Origin of the sequence: Solimonas fluminis (assembly GCF_002930645.1) — a bacterium.
In the GTDB taxonomy this organism is placed as follows: Bacteria; Pseudomonadota; Gammaproteobacteria; order Nevskiales; family Nevskiaceae; genus Solimonas_A; species Solimonas_A fluminis.
Genome location: NZ_PSNW01000018.1, coordinates 57932 through 64174 on the forward strand (window position 1 = coordinate 57932; position 6243 = coordinate 64174).

The 6243-nt window shown below is 70.1% G+C and carries 5 protein-coding genes and 1 pseudogene; 5 read left to right on the forward strand and 1 reads right to left on the reverse strand.

The window, feature by feature from the left end; genetic code table 11:
• Window positions 1-9 precede the first annotated feature (9 nt).
• Window positions 10-612: a biliverdin-producing heme oxygenase gene (locus C3942_RS21240; protein ID WP_104232380.1), complete on the reverse strand. Its 603-nt coding sequence runs from the start codon at window positions 610-612 to the stop codon at window positions 10-12.
• 149 nt (window positions 613-761) lie between these two features.
• Here C3942_RS21240 and C3942_RS21245 point away from each other — a divergent pair, with 149 nt between their 5' ends.
• The 5 genes and pseudogenes from C3942_RS21245 to C3942_RS23015 all read left to right on the forward strand — a co-directional run.
• A complete protein-coding gene (locus C3942_RS21245; protein WP_104232381.1) occupies window positions 762-1781 on the forward strand; it encodes an aspartate-semialdehyde dehydrogenase in 1020 nt (339 codons plus the stop codon).
• Window positions 1782-1874: 93 nt separating this feature from the next.
• Window positions 1875-4607, forward strand: coding sequence for a FimV/HubP family polar landmark protein (locus tag C3942_RS22890; RefSeq protein WP_165797567.1), 2733 nt, complete (start codon window positions 1875-1877; stop codon window positions 4605-4607).
• Window positions 4608-4691: 84 nt separating this feature from the next.
• Entirely contained in the window at window positions 4692-5474 is a 783-nt protein-coding gene (gene truA / locus C3942_RS21255) for a tRNA pseudouridine(38-40) synthase TruA (RefSeq protein WP_104232383.1), read from the forward strand.
• 11 nt (window positions 5475-5485) lie between these two features.
• Window positions 5486-6118: a phosphoribosylanthranilate isomerase gene (locus tag C3942_RS21260; RefSeq protein WP_104232384.1), complete on the forward strand. Its 633-nt coding sequence runs from the start codon at window positions 5486-5488 to the stop codon at window positions 6116-6118.
• Window positions 6115-6243 (forward strand): annotated as a pseudogene (locus C3942_RS23015) (tryptophan synthase subunit beta); the annotation flags it as partial. The gene C3942_RS21260 and the pseudogene C3942_RS23015, both read left to right, overlap by 4 nt.

The window sequence follows — 6243 nt, forward strand, 5'->3', positions numbered from 1 at the left end:
ACACAGGGTTCATGCCGGCAAGGCAAAGGCTTCCCGCAGCAGTACGTCGAAGCGGCGGAACGCGGCGCGTGCCGCCTCGCGCATGCGTGCGTCGTCGGGCGCGGACAGTTCGAGGCGGTCCAGGGCCTCGGTGAACTGCTTCCAGTGGCGCGCGCGTCCCTCCGGCGCGGCGGCGAGGTGCCGGGCCCCGAAGTGTTCCGACAGCCCCAGGGTTTGCGCCTTCTTGAACAGCATGGCGGCGCCGAGCGTGGAGCCCTCGGAGACGAACAGCCAGCCGAGTGCCGCGACGTGGTCGCGGGTGTCGTGCGCCGGCGGCTCGCCCGCGGGCAGCGCGGCGCCTAGGTCGGCCAGATCGGCGGCGGTGGCGCCGAGGCGGCCGCGGTTGGCCAGGTCGGGCAGCCAGTCCTGCAGCCCGGCGATGCGGTACAGCGGCTCGATCTCGCGCTGGAAGCGATGCTGCACCGTCACCCAGCGGGTGAAGTGCCCGCGGCTGGCGAAGGGGGCGGCAGCCGCCACGACGTCGTGCAGGGCTTCGTGCAGATCATCGGTTGCCGCACTCAGGGCGGCGCTGCGGGAACGGAGGGCAGGGGCGGAAAGGGTGGGAACGTCCATGTGCGAATCCTAGTACAGGTTCTAATTGTTATTGATTCTCAATTATAGGCCTGCGTTCCCGGGCCACCAACAGAAGATTTTCCAGGCGGCCATGGGTTTTGCCCACGGATACGCTCTACACTTCGCCGCTCGATTTTTCAGGGGGTCCCATGACAAGGAAGTTCGACATCGCGGTGGTCGGCGTCAGCGGTCTGGTCGGCGCGGCGATGCTCGAGATCCTGCACGAGCGCGACTTTCCGGTCGGCCGGATCTTCCCGCTCGACGTGGCCGAAGCCGCGGGCGGCACGGCCAGCTTCGGTCGCCGCGAGCTGCCGGTGGGTGACGTGGCGCGCTTCGACTTCTCGCAGGTGCAGCTCGCGCTGTTCTCCGCCGGTGCCGCCGTGGCGGCCGAATACGCGCCGAAGGCTGCGGTCGAGGGCTGCGTGGTGATCGACAACAGCACGCAGTTCCGGCTCGATCCCGAGGTGCCCCTGGTGGTGCCGGAGGTCAATCCGCAGGACCTGGCGCGGCATGACGTGCGCGGTATCGTGGCCAACCCCACCTGCACGGTGACGCTGCTGGCCCTGGCGCTGAAGCCGCTGCGGGATGCCGCCGGCATCGAGCGGGTCAATGTCTCGACCTACCAGGCCGTATCCGGCAGCGGGCGCGAGGCGGTGGAGGAACTGGGCCGGCAGACCGCGGACCTGCTGAGCTTCCGTGAGATCAAGCCCCAGGCCTACAGCCGCCAGATCGCCTTCAACGTGTTGCCGCAGATCGATGCGGTGGAGGAGGGCGGCCATACCCGCGAGGAACTGCGCCTGATGCGCGAGACCGCGCGCCTGCTGGGCGACCCGGTGCGGGTCAACGCCACCGCCGTGCGGGTCCCGGTGTTCTATGGCCATAGCGCCGCCGTGCACCTGGAGACCCGCGAGCCCCTGGCCCTGGACCGTGCGCGAGAACTGCTGGGGCAGGCGCCGGGCCTGGAACTGCTCGATGAGCGCTCCGCCGACGGCTTTCCCACCCCGGTGACCGAGGCCAGCGGACAGGACGCGGTATTCGTCGGACGGCTCCGGCAGGATCCGACGCATCCCCGAGGATTGAACCTGTGGCTGACCGGCGACAATATCCGCAAGGGTGCCGCGCTCAATGCGGTTCAGATCGCCGAGCTGTTGAGTCGTGACTATTTATAAAATGTCGTGTATAAAAGGGCTTACATGCGCAAGTTCACGCTTGCTGTGAACTCAAGGCAGCCCCGGTTGGGGGACACGGCTTCCGGAGAGAATATGTTGCGTAAACTGGCACTGCTTGCAGCACTGAGCCCCGTGTTGTGGCTTTCCACGGCCGCAGCCATCGGGCTGGGCGAAATCGAGGTCAAGTCCGGCCTCAACCAGCGTTTCGCCGCGTCCATCCCGCTCACCGCCGTGACGCCGGAGGAAGCGGAGGGCGTCCAGGTGAACCTGGCCAGCGTGGCCGAGTTCCAGCGCGCCGGCCTGGACCGCAGCGACTACCTCAGCAGCCTGCGCTTCACCGTCGCCAGCGATGGCGGCCAGCCCCGTATCGAAGTCCGCAGCGCCCAGATCGCGCGCGAGCCGTTCGTCAATTTCCTGGTCGAGGTGAAGTCCCGCGGCGGCCGCCTGCTGCGCGAGTACACCATCCTGCTCGATCCGCCGACGATGCAGCAGCAGCCCGCGCCGGTGGCCCAGGCCCCGCGTGCGCCGGCGCCCGTGGCGGCCGCTCCGCAGCGTCCGTCCTCCGAATTCTTCGAGACCTCCGAGGAGTCCGTGCGCCGTCCGGCCCCGGTGCCCCCCCCGGCCGAACCCGCGCCCCAGCCGGTGATCCCGGCCGCGGCCCCCACGCCTCCCGCCGCGCCGCTGAGCACGGCTTCCGGTGACGCCTACGGCCCGGTCCAGGCCAAGGAAACCTTCTGGAGCATCGCCACCAAGCTGCGTCCGGACCCCTCGCTGACGATGGACCAGGTTCTGCTGGCCATCTACGAAGCCAATCGCGACGCCTTCGAGGGCGGAATCAATGGGCTGCGCATCGGCTCCCGCCTGACGATTCCGTCGGCAGCCGAGATGGGCTCGGTCCCGCCGGCAGTGGCCAAGGCTCGCATCAACACCCTGCGTAACGGCGGGGCCGCCAGGCCCAAGCCGCGACCAGCGGAAGCGCTGGCCGAGCCGCCGATCACGGCGCCGAAGCCCTCCATCGTGTCCGAAGCGCCGGCAGTGCCGGCGTCGCCGTCTCCGGCGAAGCCTGTTCCGGCTCCTGCCCCCGTTGCCAAGCCGTTGCCCGCGCCCAAGCCGCTGCCGGCACCTGCGCCGGCACCTGCGCCGGTCCCCAAGCCCGAGCCGAAGGCGGCCCCGGCCCCCGCTCCGATCCCCGCTCCTGCCCCGGTTCCTGCACCCGTCCCGGCACCGGCACCGGCAGAGCCTCCCGCGCCCGCGCCCGCGCCGGCGGTGTCGGAGGAGCCTGCCGCCCCCGCCGTCGGCGAAGTACCGGCCGAGGCGTCCGTGGCCGAGGTGGTGCCGGCGGAAGCCCCGGCGCCCGAAGCCGAGCCGGCGCCCCCGCCCCAGAAGGCCAAGAAGCCCACGCCGGAGCCCGAGGAGGGCGGCCTGCTCGACCTCGCGATCCCGGTGCTGGGGCTGCTGCTGGTCCTCGGCGGCGTCGGCTACCTGGTCAGCAACCTGCTCAAGAAGCGCCGTGCGCAGCAGTCGGCGGACCTGCCGACGGCCAGTCCCGCACCGAGCACTCCGTCGATCGTCCCGGCCGCCGCGCCGATCCTGGCGCGTTCCACGCTGGGCACCATTCCGCCGCCGGGCGTGAAGCTGCCGCCAAAGTCGCCGGAGGCGGCCCGCCGCGAGCTCGAGAACCTGGACGACACGCTGAGCGGCGAGGAAACCGCCGACTTCCATACCCGGCAGCTGCAGACCCAGCAGGTGCCGGCGCAGGCGCAGTCCACCCAGGCCGTCCCGCCGGCCCCGTCGGCGTCGCTCGACGATACGGCCATGCTGCCGACCTTCGACTCGACGCAGGCCTTCGGTGCCGAGGACCTGGCCTTTGCCCGCAAGGCCGTGGAGACCGGCAACATCGACTTCGACGTCACCGGCCAGTTCGCGGCCGAGACGGTGCAGATCAACCTCGACGCCAACGATCCGATGGCGGAGGCCGATTTCCACTTGGCCTACGGGCTCTACGACGAGGCGATCCTGCTGCTGCGCCAGGCGTCCGGCCGTGACCCGTCGCGGACCGAGCTGAAGGTGAAGCTGGCCGAGACCTATTTTGCCGCCGGCCGCCCGGTGGAGTTCCAGGAAACCACCGAAGGCCTGAAGGGCAAGGCCGACGCGGCCACCTGGCAGAAGATCGCGATCATGGGCCAGCAGCTGTGCCCGGACGTGCAGCTGTTCAAGGGGGGGGACGTCGCGGCCGTCGATACCGACTTCGACCTCGCCTTCGACGAGCCGTCCGCTCCGTCGGTGCAGGGCATGCCGGAGCCCACGGCGGCCGAAGCGCCGCCGTCCGCCGGCAACGGCCTGGACTTCCGGCTCGAGGAGCTGGAACTGCCGCCGGTGGAGCCGTCCGCCAAGTCCCGCGAGCCGACGCTCAAGAACGACGATGCCCTGGAGTTCGACCTCGGCGACTTCGACCTGGGTGGCGCCAAGACGGTGGTCTCGACACCGGCTGCCGCTCCGCCGGCGTCGCGCCCGGCGGACAGCAATGCCCTGGAGTTCGACCTGTCCGGTTTCGACTCCCCGGCGTCCTCGACGATCTCCGAGCCGGCCCTGGCCGAGATCAGGGTCGACGAGATCAAGCTGGACGATTTCGACATCGGCGACCTCGGCGGCGACAGCGACAGCATCTCCGCGGGCGACGAGGCCGGCACCAAGCTGGACCTGGCGCGCGCCTACGTGGACATGGGCGACAACGAGATGGCGCGCAACCTGCTGAACGAGGTGCAGCAGCAGGGCAACGACACGCAGAAGGCGGAGGCGCAGGCCCTGCTGTCGCGTCTCGCCTGATCCGGCCATGAGTTTCTTCCGGGCCGCCGCGAATCGCGGCGGCCTTTTTCTTTCGGGCCTGCCCGATCCGGCGAGGGACGCGCCATGAGTCGCTGGGCGGCAGGGGTGGAGTACGTGGGCACCGGCTTTCGCGGCTGGCAGACCCACACGACCCTGCGCTGCGTGCAGAGCACGCTGGAGGCGGCGCTGTCGAAGGTGGCGGACCACCCGGTGGCGATCACCGCGGCGGGCCGCACCGATGCCGGCGTCCACGGCCTGCAGCAGGTGGTGCATTTCGACTCGCAGGCCCGGCGCAGCGAGTACGCCTGGCTGCTGGGTGCCAATACCAACCTGCCCGAGGACCTTTCGCTGCGCTGGGTGCAGCCGGTGCGCGAGGATTTTCACGCCCGCTTCTCGGCCCGGGCACGGCATTACCGCTACGTGATCCACAACCACCGGGCCCGGGCCGCGCTGCTGCGCCACCGGACGGCCTGGTGGCCGCAGCGGCTCGACGCCGGGGCCATGCACGAGGGAGCCCAGGCCCTGCTGGGGGAGCAGGACTTCTCGGCCTTCCGCGATTCCGAGTGCCAGTCGCCCACGGCGATGCGCTTCATGCGCCACGTCAACGTGTTCCGGCGCGGCGATTTCGTGGTGATGGATGTCTGCGCCAATGCCTTCCTCCACCACATGGTCCGCAACATCGCCGGTACCCTGGCCGAGGTGGGGCTGGGCAAGCGGCCGCCGGCCTGGGTGGCCGAAGTCCTGGCCGGCCGCGACCGTACCCGGGCCGGAATGACGGGCCCGGCGGAGGGGCTGTATTTCGTAGGACCGGAATATCCGGCAGAATTCGCCCTCCCCGAACGGCCGGAACCCTATTTTCCGGCCTGAGACCCAAGGTTTTGAGCCGAACCCGAATCAAGTTTTGCGGGATCACCCGCGAGAAGGACGCCCAGGCGGCCATTGGCCTGGGGGTCGATGCCCTGGGTTTTGTCCTGGTGCCGGCCAGCCCGCGCCATATCCCGGCCGAGAAGGCCGCGGCCATCCGCCGGCGGCTACCCCCCTTCGTCAGCGCCGTGGCCCTGCTCAAGGACGCCGACGCGGCTTTCGTGCAGGACGCCATCGACACGCTGAAACCCGACCTGCTGCAGTTCCACGGCGATGAGCCGGCGGATTTCTGCGCCAGCTTCGGCCTGCCGTACATCAAGGCGGTGGCCATGGGCGAGAAACAGAGCCTGGCGCCGCTGGCCAGGCGCTACAAGGGCGCGGCCGGGCTGCTGCTGGACAGCCATGCCAAGGGCGGCATGGGCGGGCGGGGCGAGACCTTCGACTGGAGCCGGGTGACGGCGGTGAAGATGCCGCTGGTGCTGGCCGGGGGGCTGAATCCCGCCAACGTGGGGCGGGGGGTGCGGCAGCTGCGGCCCTATGGGGTCGATGTGTCCTCCGGCATCGAAGCCAGGCCCGGCGTCAAGGATCACGACAAGATGCGCGCTTTCGTCGAGGCGGTGGTGCGCGCGGACAGAGCGAAGAAATGAGTTACGACTTTCCCGATGCGAAGGGCCATTTTGGCCCCTATGGCGGCCAGTTCGTCGCCGAGACCCTGATGGAGCCGCTGCGGCAGCTCTCCGAGGCCTATGGGCGCCTGAAGGACGATCCGGCC

Coding starts and splice junctions, on each gene's coding strand:
- C3942_RS21240 (WP_104232380.1), bottom strand. CDS start 612: ATGGACGTTCCCACCCTTTCCGCCCCTGCCCTCCGTTCCCGCAGCGCC.
- C3942_RS21245 (WP_104232381.1), top strand. CDS start 762: ATGACAAGGAAGTTCGACATCGCGGTGGTCGGCGTCAGCGGTCTGGTC.
- C3942_RS22890 (WP_165797567.1), top strand. CDS start 1,875: ATGTTGCGTAAACTGGCACTGCTTGCAGCACTGAGCCCCGTGTTGTGG.
- truA (WP_104232383.1), top strand. CDS start 4,692: ATGAGTCGCTGGGCGGCAGGGGTGGAGTACGTGGGCACCGGCTTTCGC.